Source organism: Kitasatospora sp. NPDC092286 (assembly GCF_044755565.1).
Taxonomy (GTDB): domain Bacteria; phylum Actinomycetota; class Actinomycetes; order Streptomycetales; family Streptomycetaceae; genus Kitasatospora.
The window spans coordinates 94,690-110,873 of the sequence record NZ_JBIVRD010000021.1 but is presented as its reverse complement, the minus strand read 5'-3'; the positions used below and the strand labels follow the sequence as shown (position 1 = coordinate 110,873).

Genomic DNA, 16,184 nt, shown 5'->3' with positions numbered 1-16,184 from the left:
TGCATGGGATTCCGCTGGGACAGGATGCGGCCCCTCCTCACCGTGCCGTACCTGCCGACACTCGGCCCGAGCCATCCGGACGCGGTGACTCCCGACCTGATGGCCGACGTGCTGAGGGTGTCAGGCACCGGCAGCTTCCTGGCCCACGACAAAGACCGCCGCTGGTCGGACCGCAAAGACGAAGCCGTACTGCTCCACGAGATCGTGCAAAACCAGGACCGGACGCTCATCCCCACCATCACCGGCCACGGCCTCCTCCGAATCCACCTCTACGGAGCCCCCGAACGCCGGACGGAAGCAAAGGAACTGGCCGCGAAGCTCACCGCCACCTACGACGCGGCCAAGGCCCGCGTCGTCTGGTTCCAGGCCACCGCGGATACCGTCGCCGCCTCCACTCGCGTTCAGCTCCGCAGTTTCGACCGCCCCGCTCCTGCGGCCGACGGCATCGAGACCCTGACCGAGCAGCCCAAGGAGGTGCGCGCCACCTTCGGCACGTTCGCGGAGAAAATGGCCGATGAGGGATTCGCCTTCCTGCATTCCCGGATCGACACTGTCGGCCCGGTCCTGACCGCCGTCCGGGAGGGCCAGGTGGCTGGAGCCATCGGCCCCATGGAGACCATGGCCGACCCGATCGGCCGAATGCGTCTGCTTCCGCAGTACTTCGGAGTGCTCCCCGAGTACCGGGGCCTGGGAATCGGCCGCCTCCTGTGGCGGGCCGCAATGCACTGGGGCCAGGAGGCCGGTGCCGACTACCAGATCTTGCAGACCGCCGCCGGCGGCGCCTCCGACCGCCTGTGCCAGAGCGAGGGCCTGTCGGATCTCGGATTCGTCTGTACCGCTGTGGTCTGAACGCAGAACGAACAGGCCGAAAGCACGAACAGCCCCCGACGGACTCGGGGCACGTAACTCACCATCTCAGACTATTTCCACAGGTCGGGGACAAGACGGAAGGGGGCAGCCCCTCAACGCCGCACGCGGCCCGCCCGAGGACGGGAGCGACTACACCGCCGCCGCCCAGATACTCACCGCACTCGGCGCCACCGGCATCGACCCGCTGAGCGACAACCCGGACAAGGCGGCGCAGCTGGCCGGCCTCGGATTCCTGCCTATCGCACCGACCAGCGAGCGATCGGCCGGCCGCCCGGGCCGCTGCCCGTCCGGATCTTCACCCCCCAGATTCTCGGCAGCGACGGCGGCAAGCTCTCGAAGAGCCTGCCGCGCGAGGCCGCCGAGGCCGGCGGGCGCCCCGCCGGACGGCACCACCACCTCCACATGGCTGTTCGACCCCTCGGCCTGGCCCGGCACCCCCGCGGACTACGTCGAAGCGCTTCCGCCCGTTACTTCTTCACTGCGCCACCCAGTAGCGCCAAAAGGCTACCGAGCGGCAGTCCCGTTTCCTCGGTGTCGAGCGGCACGACGGTCGCCCTTACCGCATAGGGGCAGTGTCGGCGACGGTACCTCGGACGGCGTGCCACGACGTGCGAACGCGTCGGTATGGTGCACACACTTGATCGTGTTGATCGATCACTGGCCACTGTTCGGTCTGCGGCTGAGTACACCAAGGCTAGAGCTCCGTTTGCCGCACTCGGATGAGCTGGCAGAACTGGCCGACCTCGCCGCAGCGGGTGTGCATGGCCCTGAGATGATGCCGTTCAGCAGCGCGTGGACGGACCTTCCCCCGGTCGGCCGAGCGCGCGCGGTGATACAGCAACACTGCCTCAGAGTCGGCAGCTGGACCCCGGACAACTGGTCGCTCAACCTGGCGGTCTTCAAGAACGGCCGAGTGGTGGGAGCTCAGGCACTCGCGGCGAGGTCGTTCGATCTGGTGCGTGAGGTCAACACCGCATCATGGCTCGGACTTCCCCACCAGGGGCGCGGGCTTGGCACTGAGATGCGGGCCGCCGTCCTCTTCCTGGCGTTTGCCGGCTTGGGTGCTGCTGAGGCCACCACTGGTGCGTTTCTTGACAACACGGCGTCTCTCGCGGTGTCGAGGAAGTTAGGTTACCGACACGACGGCACAGAACGGCGAATCGTCAGAGGCCAGGCCACCATCATGCGGCGCTTGCGACTGACCCGAGAGCAATGGGAAGCCCACCGTACGCTTGAGATCGACACTGTCGGTCTAGCCCCCTGTCTGCCACTGTTCGGAGCGGCAGGAGAGGATGGCACCTTCTCATCCACCGCGAGCATCTGAGAGCGCACCACTTCCTGACTGAGTGTCATATTTGATGACGATGCCTCACGGAATGTAGTCTCCCACCCCGAGAACTGGACTTGCTTGCACGGGATTTGAGATGTCCCGGAGGCCGATACCATCTACTGCCATGACAACCGCATCCCCTCGCCCAGGAACGCCGGACAAGCCCACGCTCGACGGCCTCGAGACAAAGTGGGCCTGGACCTGGGACGAGCAGGGCGTATACAGATTCGACCGCACCGCCACGCGCGAGCAGGTTTACTCGATCGACACCCCGCCACCCACGGTGAGCGGCAGCCTGCATGTGGGACACGTCTTCTCCTACACGCAGACCGACACGATTGCCCGCTTCCAGCGCATGCGGGGCAAGAACGTCTTCTACCCGATGGGCTGGGACGACAACGGCCTGCCGACCGAGCGTCGCGTCCAGAACTACTTCGGCGTTCGGTGTGAGCCGTCCCTCCCTTACGACCCCGGCTTCAGCCCGCCCGAGACCCCTGGCAAGCAGCAGATCCCCGTCTCCCGCCAGAACTTCATCGAGCTGTGTGAGCGGCTTACGGTTGAGGACGAGAAGGTCTTCGAGAGTCTGTGGCGCAGGCTCGGCCTCTCCGTTGACTGGCGGCACACGTATCAGACCATCAACAGTCGTTCCAGGGCAGTCTCGCAGCTGGCCTTCCTGCGCAATCTGGCCCGCGGTGAGGCGTATCAGGCCGAGGCTCCAACGCTCTGGGACATCACCTTCAGAACCGCGGTCGCCCAAGCCGAACTCGAAGACCGTGAGCGTCCGAGCGCTTACTACCATCTGCTTTTCGATGCGCCCGGTGGGCAGGCTGTAGAGATCGCGACCACCCGACCCGAACTGCTGCCGGCCTGCGTGGCGCTGGTGGCGCATCCCGACGATGAACGCTTCCAGAAACTGTTTGGCACTACGGTGCGCACACCGGCCTTCGGGGTCGAGGTTCCGGTGCTCGCCCACCGCCTGGCCGACCCGGAGAAGGGCACCGGCCTTGTCATGGTCTGTACCTTCGGTGACACCACTGACGTGGTGTGGTGGCGTGAGCTCAACCTCAGCACCCGCCCGGTTCTCGGACGCGATGGTCGCTTCCTCCCGGACCCGCCGGCCGGTCTCGACACGCCAGGGGCCAAGGCGGCCTACGCGCAGCTCGCCGGAGCGACGCCGCACACCGCCCGTGAGCGACTGGTGGAGATGCTCCGTGCCAGCGGTGCGATGGCCGGAGAACCGCGCCATTTCAACCATATGGTGAAGTTCTACGAGAAGGGCGACAAGCCTCTCGAGATCGTCACCAGCCGCCAGTGGTACCTCCGCAATGGCGGCCGGGACGAGGCTCTTCGCGAAACGCTGCTGGGCCGCGGCAGGGAACTGAGCTGGCACCCAGACCACATGCAGCACCGGTATCAGGCGTGGGTGGAAGGCCTCAACGGCGACTGGCTGATCAGCCGTCAGCGGTTCTTCGGCGTCCCGGTGCCGGTCTGGTACCGGCTTGATTCGGCTGGAAACCCCACCGATGAGCTGCTCCTTCCGGCGGAAGGCTCGCTGCCTGTTGACCCGACCAGCCAGGTACCGCCCGGCTTCGCCGAAGACCAGCGTGACGCTCCGGGCGGCTTCACTGGAGACCCCGATGTGATGGACACCTGGGCGACGTCCTCCCTCACACCGCAGATCGCCGGCGGATGGTCTTACGACGACGACCTGTTCGACCGGGTCTTCCCGATGGACCTGCGCCCGCAGGCACACGAGATCATCCGAACCTGGCTGTTCTCCACGGTAGTCCGCGCGGATCTGGAGCACGACGAGCTGCCCTGGCGGCACGCGGCGATCAGCGGCTGGATCCTCGATCCGGACCGCAAGAAGATGTCCAAATCGAAGGGGAACGTCGTTACCCCGCTCGACCTCCTGGACCAGCACGGCTCGGACGCTGTGCGTTACTGGGCCGCCAGCGCCAGACCCGGCACCGACACGGCCTTCGAGATCGCCCAAATGAAGATCGGCCGCCGCCTCGCCATCAAGATCCTCAACGCGTCGAAGTTCGTCCTCGGCCTCGGCGCCGACCAGCCGGACGCCTTGGTGACCCGGCCCCTCGACCAGGCGCTCCTCGCGCACCTCGCCGAGGTGGTTGGCGAGGCCACCGAGCAACTTGAAGGCTACGACTACGCCCGCGCTCTGGAGACCGTCGAGCGGTGCTTCTGGGCGTTCTGCGACGACTACGTCGAGCTGGTCAAGAATCGTGCCTATGGTGAGAGTGGAGAGGGGCCCGCAGCGTCGGCCCAAGCCACCCTCGCCCATGCGCTCTCAGTACTTTTGCGCCTCCTGGCACCGTTCCTGCCGTTCGCAACCGAAGAGGCATGGAGCTGGTGGCAAACCGGCTCGATCCACCGCGCGCAGTGGCCCACCGCGGTTGAGCTGCGGGAGCGTGCGCCGGTCGGCGATCCCCAACTGCTCGGCGTGGCGGCCGAGGCGATCGCGGCTGTCCGGAAGGCGAAGAGTGCCGCCCAGCTGTCGATGCGGGCGGACGTGGCGAAGGTAGTCGCCCGTGGGGCGGAACCGGCGTTGGCGCTACTGCGCCAGGTGCTCCCTGACGTCCAGTCGGCAGGGCATGTCCTCGACGTGACCTTCGAGACGGCTGACTCGGAAGACATTACGTACGAAATCTTCCTGTAGCCAGGACAGTTCATGGCGGTGGCGCCTGCTCATCCCGGCGATGATCAGGCGCCACCGTTCTGCTTTTTCCTGGCGGGCAGTCGGTAGATGGGTCGAACCAACTTCGCGGCGAAGCAACGCAGTTTCGGACAACGCGAACGCCGGAGCCCAAAAGGTTGCGCGGAGCCTCCCGGGTCGTACTAGAGTCTGAACCTCAGAGTGACGATCGACCACCTCTACGTAGGCACTCCAGGGAGCGCCACGGCCTGCTCCATGCAAACGGCCTGGCCGGCCAACCACCGGAGCGGTCCCACTCGACGGCCGACCTGAAGACTCTCCGCACGCTTCCCGTCATGCCTTCATCGAGCACCAGAGATGTCGTTCATCCCTCTGTTGGCGCGTCACAAGAACCACACCCCAGTGCGCCTGGACCCACCAGGCCCACGGCCGATCCACGGGAGGTGCCCGTGCAAATCGCAGTGCAGGACCCCGAGAAGCACACCACGTACATCCTCGACCCGTCCTCGTTGGCGGACTTCGAGTTGAGCAACGCCCAATCCGGCGACGGGGCCGACATCGTGTTCGTGTTGCCGTCCCAGACCCTGTGCGACCAGGTGCCGGTGGTGCCGGGCGCTGGTTCGGGCGATCAGTCGATCCTGATCTCCGACCCTGACAGTGACCGGCGGTGGCTGCTGACCCGCTCAGACCTGGAGCGGTTCGCCGCCCCCACGAGCTCGGCGGCCAACGAGGCCGTGTGGTTCTCGATGCCGGGAACGGCCGCCGGCATCTACACGGCGGTTCCGCTCTTCCGTCGCGCCCTCGTCCAGAACAGCTCCTGAGTATGCGGCGGCCCGCGACAGGCATCCCCGCCGCGGGCCCTCCCGCCCGGTCCTGTTTCTGCGACCCTCGAGGTACGTGATCAATGGACAGAGTACGAGTCTTCCCGGCACGAGCCATGGCCCCCCAGATCCAGGCCGATTCGCGGTGGATCTCCGTTGACGCGGGCACCCGCCAGGCCTACATGCTCTCCGGCAAGGACCGGGAGTGCACGCTGCTCTCGTGGATCGCCCGAGGCCCCGGCCGCGAGGCGAGCGACGAGTTCACCACGGCGGTCCAGCACCTCGGAATGACGCTGGACGAGACTGGGGCCGCACCGGCCCAGGACTTCCTCGCCTTCTACCGCCGCCTCAATCTCGGTTACCCGTTCCTCGACTACAGCGTGGAGGCCAGCCACGAGGTCGACCGCGCGCTCATGGACGGCTACGCGGCTCACGCAGGACCGCCTCCAGCTACAACACCGCGCTCCGGACCACAGACCACGTTGCCGAAGGCTGAGCTACCGGTTGGCCAGTTGGCCGCGAATGCAGGTGTCGATCTTCTTGCGGCCTGGCTGGGGACCGCCGGACGGATCACCGGTCGCCGCGAGGGCCGGCACGGACCGATCGTGCTCAAGACCAGCCCGTCCGGCGGGGCCCGGCATCCCACAGATCTTGGTGTGCTCATCGGTACTGGATGGCCCGCCGAACTGCAAGGCGCATGGTGGTACGACGGCGATCGGCACACGCTCGTCCCTGCAGGCTCCGACATCCCGATGGAGGCGGAGGTGCCACCCTTCGGCATCGCCTTCGTCGTCTCCAGCCATGTCCAGCGCGCCATGTGGCGCTACCGCGACGTGCGGGCGCTCCGCCCAGTCCTCATCGACGCAGGACACGTGGTGGAGACCCTGAACATGGCAGTTCAGGCAACAGGGTGGAGCACGGCCTGGTTGCCGATTCCAGCGTTCACCGGCACTGATCCGATTCTCGGACTGCTGCTTGCCACGCCGGCACCGGCCGAGGTGTCTGCCCGGCCGGTGCCGACAACCGGTTCCATCGCACCCGCGGACTCCGAGTACCGCACCAACCCGTTCCTGTCTCTTGTCCCTGCGGCAACCGGCCTGTACGCCCAGGTCCACTCGGAGCCCGTGACACTCGTCGCCCTTTCACCGGCCGCGGTAACCGCGCTCGCCTACGCAAACCCGAGCGCGAGAGGTGACCGGCCCTCGTCCCTCGCGCACATCCGCGACCAGAGCGGCGCATCACAGGACGAACTCTCCGTGCTGGTTGCAGCGCGTGCACTCGTCCCCGCAACTCAGGCCGAGGCCCTGTGGACAGCAGCGCAGCCGTGGATCAACGCCAGCTGGTTTCCCTCCCTGCTCGTTCACGCAGACGCAGCCTGCGAGGCCCGGACGACGTCACACAAGGCGAGCACCAGCACGTCCGGTGGACCACTGCCCTGGTCAGCGTTACCCGCAGCTCTGGCCGCGCGTCGTACCAGCCGCTCCTTCACTCACCAGGCAGTGCCGGCCAGGATCCTGGACACCCTGCTGCCGATTCTGCGCGACTCGCGCTGCGGCGTTCGGCTGAGCCTCCTGCTGCCCTGCGGGAATCTCGACGCCGGCGCCTACCGGAAAGACGGGGCCGGGACGCTGCTCCGCACAGGGGAAGCTCCCAGCTCTGAGGACATTCAGCGTGCCGCCATCGGCCAGCCCTGGACCGCAGGCATCTCCCTGGTTGTCTGGCTCGTGCCGGAGCAGCACGGGGAGGGCCCTGCCGCATGGGAGGAGTCTCTGATCCAGTGTGGCCGGGACGCCCAGCGCATAGCTGTGGCGCTGGCGACCGATCGGTCCGTCGGTGTGTTCCAGAGCCCGGCGCTCGTCGACGACCTGCTCGTACCGCTCACCGACCTCGATGCATCGGTCGACGGTGCGTATCTGGTCGGTGTCGGGGCTCTCCGTTCGCGGATGTCCACGCACAGCGCTGACGGGCTTGAGGAGGGGAACGTCAATGGCTGACAGGACCTCACCCCTCTGGGCCGCTGCGGAACGGTCGGACGGGGCATGGGAGGTGGTCGACAACCGGACAAGCATGCTGTACGTCATCGACGGGACCCTCGGTGCTCGTCTCTGGCAGAACGACCAGCTGTGGACGATCCCTCTCCAAGCGGCATTCGACGTGACTGTGTCGCAGATCCAGACACACCCGACGTCCAATCTCGACGACGAGGGGCTGTTCCCGTTCCTCGACGTCGAAGTGGGGGGCGTGACGGTGCGATACCTGGCAGACGACAAGGCCCACCGAGACACCCTCCAGGTGAACCTCGGTGTCGCGCGCCCGCGACTCCGGGGCACCGCGGATGTGCTTCTACGGCTACGTCCGGGGGTCCGAATCGACCTGCTCCACCGCTCGGTCAGCGGCAACCGGGCCGGCGTCGAGTATCGGATGCCCCGCGACCCTCGATGGCGCCCTTACACCGGCATGTTGCCTGCTCTGCCGCCGCTGCTCACTCCTCCCTACCGCAGACGGTTCTCCGCGCTCCACGCGGCCCTTCTGGTGATGCCGTCCGGCCGTAGCGTGATCGTGTGTGGAAACCAGAAGGCCGGCAAGACCACCGCCGCCCGCTGGGCTCGAGACACAGGGCTCGCCGCGACAGCCACAGATGAAGTCGTGCTGCTCGACACGATGACCGGTGTGGCGTTTGGCGTCCCGCTGGCCCAAGCCGTCCGGCAGGGAGACCAACGCACAACCGTTCCCCTCCCTGCCGGCTCGGCCACTCATCTCGGTGCGACGCTTCCCATTGGACTGGTAGTACTCACACCTGCCCCAGCGGTACCCGCCGGCTTCCTGCAGGCGGCAGGCACGGAAAAGGAGTCCATGGCCTGGCTTGCGGAGCACATGCGCGACGCCGGAGCCGATCCGGCAGCCACGCGCCGGATCGTGCGGGAGTTGGTTTCCCGAGTCCATGTCCACCGCCTCGGTGTATCGCCCTGGCCCGGATTGCAAACGGACCTCGCGGCCGGTCTCGCCCCCCTGCTCAAGACGCTGGAGCAATCCTGATGACGTCGCACGCCGTTCGTCGACTCGACGAGGTAGACCGCCTTGCCGTCCAGCAAGGCGACCTCCCGCCTCAGCTCGTCGCCCGAGTACGGACAGCCAACGAGGCCGCCGTCCAGCATGCCGCCACACGGCTCCGGGCGCGGCTCGGCGACCGCGTGGTGGCCGCGTTGGCAGCGCCTTGTACCGAGCCGGCCCTCGGCACTGCCAAGGGAGACACCGCTGCGCTGCCGTGCGGGCGTGCGCAGTACGAGTGGTGGCTCACTGCGGAGCCCCGACTGGTCGCCAACGCGACAACCGGGGCGAACGCGGACATGGAGTTCCGTGATGCCAAAGGCAAGCTCCCGGGAGAACGGTTCGGGAACCGGCTGGAACCCGACTCCGACACCTTCCAGATGGACATCCACCGAGTAAGGCGGGCTCTCACCGAAGGCATCACGCTCGGGATCCGCCAGTTCGATCGCTGCATCCCGTCACTGGCCGAGCTGGTGGACGACATCATCGCCGTGTCCGGTGCCGACGTCTTCACGAAGCTGTTCGTCTCCGCCGGGAGCACCAGCATCACGGGCTGGCACTCGGACCGTCAGGACGTCATCGCCTTCATGCTCTGGGGCAGCAAGCGATTCCAGCTCGGAGACTGGGACACCCCCGAGGGAGGCCCGCCCAGCCAAGTGGTCTTGGACGAGGTCCTTCACGAAGGAGACTGTCTCCTCTTTCCGGAAGGACATCCGCATCAGGCAGTTCCGCTCGGCGAGGACAGCGGTTTGCTTTCCATCGCGCTGCTCCGCCGCCACAACTGGATTTCCCGTGACCAGGTCCCGATCCATCTGGGCGCGGCCGAGTTCCCCCCGAGCGACGAGGCGTACCGGAAGCTGCTTCGCTCTCGAACCGGACCGTCAGCCGAACCCGTTCCATCGACCAAGGTCGGCCGGGTCCGCTCGTTGATCCCAGGTGGCGTGGAGCTGCTCGGATCGGCGTCAAGCGGAGAGATCGTCTTCGCCGCAGCCGGTGGTGTCTTCGGCGCCAGCACGCAGGCTGTAGCCCTCCTGGCGGACCTCCACGCAGACTCCCCGACCACCGTTCATGCGGCGAAGTCCGACCCAGCCGAGAAAGCGGACAGCACGATTGCAGCCAGCCTCATCGAGGCTGGCCTGATCGCCTGTGTCCCCTAGATCCAGCGCACCGCGGCCCTTCGCCCTGTCCGGCGGCCTTGCACGACGATAGGGAGTAACCATCGCCCCACCCGAAGGGGCAGTCGGGCGGATCAACTCAACTGCCCCTTCGGGGCGCTGGTCAGTCCCCAGTGGCCCGGTGCACCAGGTCGGCCGGATCGGTGTTGGACCCGCACAGGACCACACAGACCTTCTCGCCGCCTCCGGGCCGGTAGCTGCGGCTCGCCGTGGCGGGGCGGGTCGGCAGATCGCGGTCGGGGACATGCTGGTCCGGTGAGGTCAGCGCGGCGAAGGCGGTGGCAGCTCCGTGCTCGACGGCCACCTTGCGATGGTCCCACAGCGCCCGGCGGGCGCGGACGATCTCGTCATCCGGCACCAGCACGGAGTGGACGCCGTCCTGCTGGGCGGCGGCGAGGGCCATGGCGGAGGTGCGGCGGGCCCCGAGGGAATCGGCGGCGATCGAGTCCTCCCGGACGGCGACCAGGACCGGGTCGACACTGTCGGCCCGGTCCTGACCGCCGTCCGGGAGGGCCAGGTGGCTGGAGCCATCGGCCCCATGGAGACCATGGCCGACCCGATCGGCCGAATGCGTCTGCTTCCGCAGTACTTCGGAGTGCTCCCCGAGTACCGGGGCCTGGGAATCGGCCGCCTCCTGTGGCGGGCCGCAATGCACTGGGGCCAGGAGGCCGGTGCCGACTACCAGATCTTGCAGACCGCCGCCGGCGGCGCCTCCGACCGCCTGTGCCAGAGCGAGGGCCTGTCGGATCTCGGATTCGTCTGTACCGCTGTGGTCTGAACGCAGAACGAACAGGCCGAAAGCACGAACAGCCCCCGACGGACTCGGGGCACGTAACTCACCACCTCAGACCTCGGCGAGCTGATACTGAGCGACCCCCGGCACTTCTACCGGTCCTGCACCACGACCGCATTGGAATCCCTGATGAGCACCCCCCGGCCCGCAACGCACAACTCCCGGGCAACGGGCCACCGCCCCCGCAACATGCCGATCTACGAGCAGTACTTCGACCTCATCGCCAGCGGCCAGAAGACCGTCGAAGTACGCGTCGCCTACGAGTCGATGAAGCGAATCAGGGTCGGAGACCTGATCCGCTTCACCTGCCGCCAGGACAGCTGCCTGACGCGGGTCAAACGGATCGGCACCTACCGCACCTTCAAGGAGATGTTCGGCACCGAGAAGGTGGAGGCCCTCAACCCCCACGCCACCGAGACCGAACAGCTCCGCGCCATCCACGCCATCTTCCCGCCCGCCAAGGAAGCACTGGGCGTGATCACCTTCGAGATCGAGAGGGTGAGTGCCGAATGACCAGGGACCGCCGGAAGGTACTGGTGATCTGCAAGGGCAACCACTGCCGTTCCCCGATCGCGGCGCTCGTCATCGCCGAACGCTCCGGCGGCACAATCGACGTGCGGTCGGCCGGCACCCGGGATCAGGACACGGGCGTCCGTTTTCTTCAAGACCCGGCGCCCGTCCTCTGCCTACGCTGCCGATCATGAACAGCACACCGGCACCGCTGTTCGACTCCATCGGCCTCGTCGTCTCCGATCTGGCCGCCTCGCTCGCCTTCTACCGGCGCCTCGGGATCGGGTTTCCCGATGGATCCGAAGACCAGCCGCACGTCGAGGCCGTACTTCCGGGCGGGCTCCGCCTCGTCCTCGACACCGAAGACACCATCCGCTCGTTCCACCCGACGTGGCGTCCACCAGCGGGCGGTGGCCGGGTAACGCTGGCCTGCCGGTGTACGGACCCCGAGCACGTCGACGTGGTGTACCAGGACCTTGCCGGTGCCGGCTATCACGGTGAGCTGAAGCCGTGGGACGCCTTTTGGGGCCAGCGCTACGCCACGGTCCATGACCCGGACGGCAATGGCGTCGACCTCTTCGCACCCCTGCCGAACGCCTCAGCGTGAGCCACCGTCCCACCAGGCCGCTCAGCGACTCCCCCGTCAACTCCCGCACATCGCTTGCCAGATGAGCCTGGTCCGCAAAGCCCGTCCGTGCAGCCGTCTCCGCGAAGGGGACGCCTGCGCGGGCCAAGGCGAGGGCACGTTGCAGGCGAAGGACCCTGGCCAGGGTCTTGGGGCCGTAGCCGAAGGCAGCCAGGGAGTAGCGGTGGAGTCGTCGCGTGGCCAGGCCCACTGACTTCGCGGTCGCTGTGATTGAGTGGCCGGCCGCCAGGGACACCACGATCGCACGCAGGAGCGGGTCGCGGGGCTCAGCTTCGGCTGCGAGGCACAGCGCCAGATCCTCGAGGGCGGCGGCAGGGTCGGGCGCCGCGTCGATCTGCTCCGTAAGACGGCGCACCTTGGCACCCGGCCAGAGGCCGGCGAGGTCGACGCGTTGGTCCCGCAGCTCGTGCGCGGGCACGCCGAGCAGGGCAGGGGCGGTGCCGGGGTAGAACCGGATGCCCGCCCACGGGGCTTGATGGCCGGAGTGTTCGAGCACTCCGGCACGTTCACCAACATCGCCGCCGGCGAGCGGATCCGCCGGCTCCCGCGACGTGAGGCGTCGGACAGCGTGAAGTGCTCGCGCAACGCGGGCGGCCATCTGCGCCCGCGGAAGCCGTCCTGGCCGCCTCGGAATCCAGGCCCCGGTACAACTGCTCGATCAGGGGGCGCCGTTCGGTGCGGCGGTTCATCGGCTTCCGCCCTTGCCGAGGGTGCGCGGACGTGGTCAGCCGAACAGGCGTCCCAGCAGGGCGCCCTGGCCGGACTGGAGGATGTGTGCGGCCTCCAGCGGGATCCAGAAGCACTCGAAGTACGTGGGCTCCTGCTCGCCGTCGTGGTCCTCCTGGCTCATCCACCGCTCCGGGGTCGGCTCGGTGAGCTCCAGGTGGAAGACGTGGCGGCGCTGGATCTCGAACCGGTACGGGCTGATGTCGTACTCGGTCTCGCCGAGCTTGCGCACGATCTTGAAGTCCGTGAGGCCGGTCTCCTCCCGGGCCTCACGCAGCGCGGCGGCCTCCGGGCCCTCTCCCGGCCGGATGCTGCCGGCCGGGACCTGGATACCGACCTCCTCGTAGCTGTAGTCGGTGTGCCGGAACACCAGCAGCCGCCCGTCCCGCACGACGTAGACGAGCACCTTCTCCTTGACGACCTTCTCGGGCATCGAAACCTCCACTTGGTCATGAATGATCAGCGGAAGCCCGCAGGACCGCGGGCCACGCGCCATGGGCCCAGCCGACGGGGCGAATCCAAGGGGTCCACGATTCTAAATGCGCTGACCTGTCGTCAACTAATCTTCGGTCGACAGGACTGGATGAATGAGTCCGGTGTCTTCGGTGCTCAGTTGCGATGATTGATCGCCCGATCGTGGTGCGGTGGTCCAGTTGTGCCGGATGGCAGTGGCGAGAGCGAGTAGCCGCTGACCGGTACAGGCGAACACTCCCACTTCGGTTCGCGCGCCGCGTGTTATTCACAGCGTCGTACCGCTCGGTGCCGAAGACGCCTTCCAGGAAAACGTGGTGGCCTCTGGCGAAGGCGAGGGCGAGGCGCGCCAGCCGGCGGCGCGCCGGCCGTGACCCCGGTCGTCGCGGTCGTGATGGCGGTGGCAGTCGTGGCAGGCCGCCGCGGCTGCGAGGGCCAGGGCCGAGTCGTGGTCGAGCCCGTGGTGGCGGGCGAGGAGCTGAACGAGGAGGCTGACGCGGGCGTTGTGCCGGGCGCCGTGGATAGAATCGATCACGGCCGGGCCCGCGAACCAGGAGGCGTCCGGTACCAGCAGGACCGGCCGGTGTGGCATCGTGACTCGGGCACTCGGACCGGCAGGCCGCCCACGGGCAATCCAGGTCAGGGTGTGCTGGTCCATGTACTGGTGGTCCGGGAGCCGCCCTGTCTCGGCGAGTACGCGCAACGACACATCCGCGGGTTCCGGTGTCGGCGAGATCATGAAGGGTTCCTCGATGGGGTCGGGTGCGATGGACGTCACGCTGGGCGTGGTGGTGCTGACGATGGGCGACCGGCAGAAGGAGCTGCACGCGCTCCTGGACTCGGTGGCGGCCCAGGAGGGCGAGAGCGTCAAGGCCGTGGTGCTCGGGCAGGGAGTGAAGCTCCCGGAACTTCCGGCGTGGGTGGATGCCGTGGAACTGCCGGAGAACCTCGGCATCCCGGGCGGCCGGAACGCCGGGGTGGACCGGCTGCGCGAACTCGGCGGTGTCGACGTCCTGGTGGTCCTGGACGACGACGGCCTGCTTCCCCGGACCGACACCTTCCGGCTGATCCGGGAAACCTTCGAACAGAACCCGCGCCTTGGGGTGGTGAGCTTCCGGATCGCGGACGAGACGGGGTTCACCCAGCGCCGGCATGTGCCCCGCTTCGGTGCCTCGGACCCGCTGCTGTCGGGCGAGGTCACCACCTTCCTCGGCGGCGGCCACGCCATCCGCATGAGTGTGATCGACCAGGTCGGCGACTTCCCCGCCCCGTTCTTCTACGCGCACGAGGAGACGGACTTCGCCTGGCGTGCGCTGGACGCCGGCTGGGGGATCGAGTACCGCGCGGACATGGTGCTGCAGCACCCCCGTACCGACCCGGCCCGTCACGCCACCTACTACCGGATGACGGCCCGCAATCGGGTGTGGTTGGCCAAGCGTCACCTCCCTGCGGTTCTGGTGCCGGTCTACCTCACCTCCTGGGCGCTGTACACGCTGGTGCGGAGGCCGCCGTCGGCCGGTCTCAGGGCATGGTGGTCCGGGTTCTTCGAGGGTGTCCGGACGCCGTGTCCGCCGCGGCGTCCGATGCGGTGGAGCACGGTGTGGCGGATGACGAAGCTGGGCCGGCCGCCGGTGATCTGACAGCCGGCCCGGCAGCCTGCGGGTCAGGACCGGATGACACGGAGGGCGTCGATGACGCGCTGCACGTCCGTGCTGGTCATGGCCGGGCAGCAGGGCAGGGACAGCTGCCGGGCGGCGATCTGCTCGGTGACGGGCAGGTGGCAGTCCAGGTACCGGTAGGCAGCGAGGCGGGGAATCCCCGGCGCCGTCGAACTCGCTCAGCGCGCTACCGAACTCGCCTCCCGCTGACAAACCGCCATCGATGATGCGAGTGTGGCGGGGCCCCTCGGATTCCCCGAGGGCCCCGCCACATTGCGGTCGGGACGACCTGCTGCGGCTCGTAGGCAACGGAGCGTTCCGCCGCGTCGCCCTCGCCCTGCCCGGCCTCGACGACGGCTATCTGTCCTCGCCCAGGCCCTGGTCGCCGAACTGGAGACCGGCGCTGTCACCACTCGTCGTAGTCGCCGATCACCCGGAAGCTGCCCGCGACGCCTTCGTCACCGAACACGCCCCCGTGGACGGTACGGGTCACAATGCCGTTGGTTTCGCCGCGGGGACCCACGGTGGCTACCGGAGCGCCGTTGTCGCAGGTAAAGCCGCGGAAGACCTCGATGGTCTTCCGGCTGTCGTTGAAAACACTGAAGCTACTGGAGCCCAGTCCGCTGGCCGCAGTGATACAGCCCTCGGTGGAGGCGGAGTACGTACGTTCGTTGAAGTAGATCCTTCCCTCTTCTTTGTGGCCGTAGCCGCGTCCGCCGCCCTCGTGGTCACGGCCCTCGTCCCTCTCCCCGCCTGTGCTGCCGCCGCCCGAAGCAGCTGCGGCAGGGACGGCTGGGGCGGCAGGGGCGGCAGGGGCGGCTGGTTGGACAGGCTCGGCAGGCGGGGCCGCCAGCTGGACAGACGGGGACGTCGGGGTGGATTCGTCAACCGAGGCATAGGTGATACCAGCGGCGGCAAGGACCGCCGCGCTTCCGGCAGCGGCCACACCCAATGTACGCGTGCGCATTTCACTTCCCTCTGTCATACGGACGTCAGCCGGGCGACCGACCTGCGACGAACGTAACGACAGCCCCTATAGCTGTCATTTCAGACGTGCCCTAGGTGTGACGCCAGGAGTCCAGCCAGGTGGAAATGCAGCACACCTCGCATACCGATGAAACATCTGCGCCTCGCAAGGCGCCCACTCCTGTACTCCGGCAGGACTTCGCGGCTTGACCTGGGACGTCGACCACCAGGGCGAGGCCCTGTCCGCCGACGGTGAGCGCTCGCCCGCCACAGCCTCGGCAAGCCCGACGGGACCGCCTACCACCTCGCCTACGCGCCGCTCGACACAGCCGTCCAGGAACTGGTCCGGGTCGCCGGGAGACGCTGTGCGGTGTCTTTCTGGCCTGATGGCCGGTGTGGGCGGTCGGGGCCCGTGGTGAGGGTGGTTGGCTGTCGCGGCTCTGAAGGGCCGTCCAGTGGCCAAGGGAGTCGAGCAGAGCGCAGGCCGGGCCGGCAC

At 67.8% G+C, this 16,184-nt stretch carries 15 protein-coding genes and 3 pseudogenes; 12 read left to right on the top strand and 6 right to left on the bottom strand.

From position 1 onward, the window contains the following. The first annotated feature begins 42 nt into the window (after nucleotides 1-42). The 8 genes and pseudogenes from ACIQIB_RS22195 (at nucleotide 43) to ACIQIB_RS22160 (ending at nucleotide 9,900) form a co-directional block, all read left to right on the top strand. Nucleotides 43-849, top strand: coding sequence for a GNAT family N-acetyltransferase (locus tag ACIQIB_RS22195; RefSeq protein ID WP_400658122.1), 807 nt, complete (start codon nucleotides 43-45; stop codon nucleotides 847-849). Continuing rightward, a pseudogene (locus tag ACIQIB_RS22190) lies at nucleotides 743-1,087 on the top strand (hypothetical protein); the annotation flags it as partial. The gene ACIQIB_RS22195 and the pseudogene ACIQIB_RS22190, both read left to right, overlap by 107 nt. Before the next feature lie 426 nt (nucleotides 1,088-1,513). Then, on the top strand, nucleotides 1,514-2,194 hold the full coding sequence (locus ACIQIB_RS22185; RefSeq protein ID WP_400660188.1) for a GNAT family N-acetyltransferase: 681 nt from the start codon (nucleotides 1,514-1,516) through the stop codon (nucleotides 2,192-2,194). A 130-nt stretch (nucleotides 2,195-2,324) separates the two neighbouring features. Further along, the gene (gene valS / locus ACIQIB_RS22180; RefSeq protein ID WP_400660185.1) at nucleotides 2,325-4,877 is read left to right on the top strand and encodes a valine--tRNA ligase; all 2,553 of its coding nucleotides are present in this window, start codon (nucleotides 2,325-2,327) and stop codon (nucleotides 4,875-4,877) included. A 446-nt stretch (nucleotides 4,878-5,323) separates the two neighbouring features. Then, a complete protein-coding gene (locus ACIQIB_RS22175) occupies nucleotides 5,324-5,695 on the top strand; it encodes a hypothetical protein (protein ID WP_400660182.1) in 372 nt (123 codons plus the stop codon). A 116-nt stretch (nucleotides 5,696-5,811) separates the two neighbouring features. Further along, nucleotides 5,812-7,689 carry a hypothetical protein gene (locus ACIQIB_RS22170; RefSeq protein WP_400759938.1) on the top strand — a complete coding sequence of 626 codons (1,878 nt, stop codon included), beginning with the start codon at nucleotides 5,812-5,814 and terminating at the stop codon, nucleotides 7,687-7,689. Beyond that, entirely contained in the window at nucleotides 7,682-8,731 is a 1,050-nt protein-coding gene (locus tag ACIQIB_RS22165; protein ID WP_400759936.1) for a hypothetical protein, read from the top strand. The genes ACIQIB_RS22170 and ACIQIB_RS22165 overlap by 8 nt, the downstream gene beginning before the upstream one ends. After that, entirely contained in the window at nucleotides 8,731-9,900 is a 1,170-nt protein-coding gene (locus tag ACIQIB_RS22160) for a JmjC domain-containing protein (RefSeq protein WP_400759934.1), read from the top strand. The genes ACIQIB_RS22165 and ACIQIB_RS22160 overlap by 1 nt, the downstream gene beginning before the upstream one ends. A gap of 121 nt (nucleotides 9,901-10,021) precedes the next feature. On the opposite strand, the pseudogene ACIQIB_RS22155 reads toward ACIQIB_RS22160, so the two are convergent. Then, nucleotides 10,022-10,384: pseudogene (locus ACIQIB_RS22155) on the bottom strand (threonine/serine dehydratase); the annotation flags it as partial. Between ACIQIB_RS22155 and ACIQIB_RS22150 the strand changes: the two are divergent. From ACIQIB_RS22150 to ACIQIB_RS22140, 3 genes are all read left to right on the top strand, one after another. After that, a complete protein-coding gene (locus ACIQIB_RS22150) occupies nucleotides 10,286-10,696 on the top strand; it encodes a GNAT family N-acetyltransferase (protein ID WP_400760003.1) in 411 nt (136 codons plus the stop codon). The pseudogene ACIQIB_RS22155 and the gene ACIQIB_RS22150 overlap by 99 nt on opposite strands. A gap of 144 nt (nucleotides 10,697-10,840) precedes the next feature. Then, nucleotides 10,841-11,224, top strand: coding sequence for an ASCH domain-containing protein (locus ACIQIB_RS22145; protein ID WP_400759932.1), 384 nt, complete (start codon nucleotides 10,841-10,843; stop codon nucleotides 11,222-11,224). Between the two features lie 187 nt (nucleotides 11,225-11,411). Next, complete coding sequence (locus ACIQIB_RS22140; RefSeq protein WP_400759929.1) at nucleotides 11,412-11,828, top strand: VOC family protein; 417 nt, start codon at nucleotides 11,412-11,414, stop codon at nucleotides 11,826-11,828. 4 nt (nucleotides 11,829-11,832) lie between these two features. Here the strand turns inward: ACIQIB_RS22140 and ACIQIB_RS22135 are convergent. From ACIQIB_RS22135 to ACIQIB_RS22125, 3 genes and pseudogenes are all read right to left on the bottom strand, one after another. Next, a pseudogene (locus ACIQIB_RS22135) lies at nucleotides 11,833-12,465 on the bottom strand (helix-turn-helix domain-containing protein); the annotation flags it as partial. Between the two features lie 126 nt (nucleotides 12,466-12,591). Then, nucleotides 12,592-13,026 (bottom strand): NUDIX domain-containing protein, encoded by a 435-nt coding sequence (locus ACIQIB_RS22130; RefSeq protein WP_400759926.1) that lies wholly within the window; start codon nucleotides 13,024-13,026, stop codon nucleotides 12,592-12,594. A gap of 306 nt (nucleotides 13,027-13,332) precedes the next feature. Then, nucleotides 13,333-13,656 carry a hypothetical protein gene (locus ACIQIB_RS22125; protein WP_400759924.1) on the bottom strand — a complete coding sequence of 108 codons (324 nt, stop codon included), beginning with the start codon at nucleotides 13,654-13,656 and terminating at the stop codon, nucleotides 13,333-13,335. Nucleotides 13,657-13,831: 175 nt separating this feature from the next. Between ACIQIB_RS22125 and ACIQIB_RS22120 the strand changes: the two genes are divergently transcribed. Continuing rightward, on the top strand, nucleotides 13,832-14,704 hold the full coding sequence (locus ACIQIB_RS22120; RefSeq protein ID WP_363612138.1) for a glycosyltransferase: 873 nt from the start codon (nucleotides 13,832-13,834) through the stop codon (nucleotides 14,702-14,704). Nucleotides 14,705-14,727: 23 nt separating this feature from the next. On the opposite strand, the gene ACIQIB_RS22115 is transcribed toward ACIQIB_RS22120, so the two are convergent. Both ACIQIB_RS22115 and ACIQIB_RS22110 read right to left on the bottom strand, forming a co-directional pair. Beyond that, nucleotides 14,728-14,802: a hypothetical protein gene (locus ACIQIB_RS22115; protein ID WP_400760002.1), complete on the bottom strand. Its 75-nt coding sequence runs from the start codon at nucleotides 14,800-14,802 to the stop codon at nucleotides 14,728-14,730. A gap of 326 nt (nucleotides 14,803-15,128) precedes the next feature. Then, complete coding sequence (locus ACIQIB_RS22110) at nucleotides 15,129-15,689, bottom strand: hypothetical protein (protein WP_363612134.1); 561 nt, start codon at nucleotides 15,687-15,689, stop codon at nucleotides 15,129-15,131. Nucleotides 15,690-16,184: the final 495 nt, after the last annotated feature.

Bases quoted from the DNA above. Each gene is read 5' to 3' on its own strand.
- ACIQIB_RS22145 (WP_400759932.1), top strand. From the start codon at position 10,841: ATGAGCACCCCCCGGCCCGCAACGCACAACTCCCGGGCAACGGGCCAC.
- ACIQIB_RS22160 (WP_400759934.1), top strand. From the start codon at position 8,731: ATGACGTCGCACGCCGTTCGTCGACTCGACGAGGTAGACCGCCTTGCC.
- valS (WP_400660185.1), top strand. From the start codon at position 2,325: ATGACAACCGCATCCCCTCGCCCAGGAACGCCGGACAAGCCCACGCTC.
- ACIQIB_RS22130 (WP_400759926.1), bottom strand. From the start codon at position 13,026: ATGCCCGAGAAGGTCGTCAAGGAGAAGGTGCTCGTCTACGTCGTGCGG.
- ACIQIB_RS22140 (WP_400759929.1), top strand. From the start codon at position 11,412: ATGAACAGCACACCGGCACCGCTGTTCGACTCCATCGGCCTCGTCGTC.
- ACIQIB_RS22125 (WP_400759924.1), bottom strand. From the start codon at position 13,656: ATGCCACACCGGCCGGTCCTGCTGGTACCGGACGCCTCCTGGTTCGCG.
- ACIQIB_RS22165 (WP_400759936.1), top strand. From the start codon at position 7,682: ATGGCTGACAGGACCTCACCCCTCTGGGCCGCTGCGGAACGGTCGGAC.
- ACIQIB_RS22110 (WP_363612134.1), bottom strand. From the start codon at position 15,689: ATGCGCACGCGTACATTGGGTGTGGCCGCTGCCGGAAGCGCGGCGGTC.
- ACIQIB_RS22170 (WP_400759938.1), top strand. From the start codon at position 5,812: ATGGCCCCCCAGATCCAGGCCGATTCGCGGTGGATCTCCGTTGACGCG.
- ACIQIB_RS22120 (WP_363612138.1), top strand. From the start codon at position 13,832: ATGGACGTCACGCTGGGCGTGGTGGTGCTGACGATGGGCGACCGGCAG.